This is a genomic window from Candidatus Effluviviaceae Genus I sp. (assembly GCA_016867725.1).
In the GTDB taxonomy this organism is placed as follows: domain Bacteria; phylum Joyebacterota; class Joyebacteria; order Joyebacterales; family Joyebacteraceae; genus VGIX01.
Map to the genome: position 1 here is coordinate 1 of VGIX01000097.1, position 2247 is coordinate 2247.

At 68.9% G+C, this 2247-nt stretch carries 3 protein-coding genes; 1 reads left to right on the forward strand and 2 read right to left on the reverse strand.

The annotated features are described in order from the left end of the window. The coding region (eno, locus tag FJY74_09795) for a phosphopyruvate hydratase (GenBank protein ID MBM3308605.1) at positions 1-1231 on the reverse strand (1231 nt) is incomplete at its 3' end. 145 nt (positions 1232-1376) lie between these two features. On the opposite strand from eno, the gene FJY74_09800 reads away from it, so the two are divergent. Beyond that, positions 1377-1580, forward strand: coding sequence for a zinc ribbon domain-containing protein (locus tag FJY74_09800; protein MBM3308606.1), 204 nt, complete (start codon positions 1377-1379; stop codon positions 1578-1580). Positions 1581-1591: 11 nt separating this feature from the next. On the opposite strand, the gene FJY74_09805 is transcribed toward FJY74_09800, so the two are convergent. Continuing rightward, the gene (locus tag FJY74_09805) at positions 1592-2176 is read right to left on the reverse strand and encodes a hypothetical protein (protein ID MBM3308607.1); all 585 of its coding nucleotides are present in this window, start codon (positions 2174-2176) and stop codon (positions 1592-1594) included. Between the last annotated feature and the right edge of the window lie 71 nt (positions 2177-2247).

Below are 2247 nucleotides of genomic sequence, written 5' to 3' on the forward strand. Positions count from 1 at the left end.
GCTCCTCCTCGATGCGGATGAGCTGGTTGTACTTGCAGAGGCGGTCCGTCCTCGACGCGCTTCCGCTCTTGATCTGCCCCGCGTTCACCGCGACGGCGACGTCGGCGATGATCGAGTCCTCGGTCTCGCCCGAGCGGTGCGAGATGACCGTCGTGAGCCCGCTCCGGTGCGCCATCGCGACCGTGTCGAGCGTCTCGGTGAGCGTCCCGATCTGGTTCAGCTTGATCAGGATCGAGTTCGCCGCGCCCTCTTCGATGCCGCGGGCGAGGCGGTCGGGGTTGGTCACGAAGATGTCGTCGCCCACGATCTGGATGTCGCCGCCGAGCTGCTCGGTCAGCCGAACCCAGCCGCGCCAGTCGTCCTCGGCCAGGCCGTCCTCGATGGAGACGATGGGATAGCGCTCCACGAGTTCGGCGTAGTACTCGACCATCTCCTCGCTCGTGCGGCTCTTCTTCTCGGCCGCGAAGACGTACCTTCCGTCCTTGTAGAACTCGCTCGCGGCCGGGTCGAGCGCGAGGAAGACGTCCTTGCCGGGCTCGTAGCCCGCCTTGTCGATGGCCCGGACGACGGCGCCCAGGGCCTCCTCGTTCGAGCCGAGGTTCGGCGCGAACCCGCCTTCGTCGCCCACGGCGACGGAAAGCCCCTGCGACTTGAGCACGCTGCGGAGCGCGTGGAAGACCTCCGCGCCCATGCGAATGGCCTCGGTGAAGGACGGGGCGCCCGCGGGGACGATCATGAACTCCTGGATGTCGAGGTTGTTGTCCGCGTGCTTTCCGCCGTTGAGGACGTTCATGAGCGGGACGGGGAGGGTCCGCGCGTTCACGCCGCCGATGTGGCGGTAGAGCGGGATGTCGAGCGCGACCGCCGCGGCCCGCGCGCAGGCGAGCGACACGCCGAGGATCGCGTTCGCCCCGAGCGACGCCTTGTTCTCCGTGCCGTCCAGCTCGAGGAGGATGCCGTCGATGTCGGGCTGCTCGTCGGCCTCGAGGCCGATGATCTCCGGGGCGATGGTCTCGTTGACGTTCGCCACTGCCTTCTGGACGCCCTTCCCGCCGTAGCGCTTCTCGTCGCCGTCCCGGAGCTCGACGGCCTCGTGCGTGCCGGTCGAGGCGCCGGACGGGACCGCGGCCCTGCCCACGACGCCCGACTCGAGCGTCACGTCCACCTCGACCGTCGGGTTGCCGCGCGAGTCGAGGATCTCCCGGGCGAACACGTCTGCGATGGTCACCATGCTGTCTCCGAGGCGCATCGTGGGAACTCCCCGTTGGGGTGCACGTGGCGAGGATGGTAGGGGGCGCGCCGAGCGCCCGTCAAGTGGGAAACACCTGCCGGGCGCCGGCTTGACCGAGGGCGGGGGAGGCGCTATGATGCTGGCGATGCCTCTGTACGAGTACGAATGCAGGGCCTGCGGGTCGCGCTTCGAGGAGCTCGAGTCGTTCGAGGACCGGGGCAAGCCCCACAGGTGCCCGTCCTGCGGCTCGAAGAGGTCGAGGCCGCTCATGTCCCGCGTGGCCGGCGGCGCCGGCGGCGCCTGCGAGTCGTGCTCCGCCTCGTCGTGCAAGTCCTGCAGCTGCGGCTGAGACCCGCCCGCCTATTCCAGCCTGATCGTGACCCTCTTGTCCTCCTCGTCGTCGTAGACGTCGAGGATCTTGCCGTCGAACCCGTCCTCCTGCGCCATCTTGATGATCTGCTCGATGTCCAGGTCGAGCCCCGCGAGCCCGTTGTGCCCGAAGAGCGCGTGCGGCCCGGCGTGCTCCTCGTGCAGGCCCTCGAGCCCCTCGGTGAACGCGCCCGTCAGCTCCTCGACATCGGCGTCGGGCCCGAGCTTCTCCTGCAGCTTCCGGCGGACCTTCTCCTTGATCCGCTCGGCCTTCTCCATGGCCCGTTCCGCCCTCTCCTTGGCCATCTCCGCGCGGCGCTCGCTCCTCCGGGCCCCGGCGGCAAGGGCATGCGGCGCCAACTTGAACCCGAGCTTGAGGAGCGCCAGCGGCACTCGGATGTTCACGGTCTCGTCGCCGTCCTGCTCCACCTTGACGTGGATCCAGCGGCGCTTGAGCTCGCGCTCCGAGGGGCGCGAGTCGGCGCGGTCCAGGGCGTCGATGAGCTTCGCGGCCTCGTCGGCCGTGATCTTCTTGTCCTCGAGCATCTTGAGGATCCTGAGCTTCTCGGTCTCCATGTCGTGTCTCCTTGCCTTGATGGTCGGTCTGCGCGCCCGATCGCCCAACCCGACCTCACTCCAGGGGATGG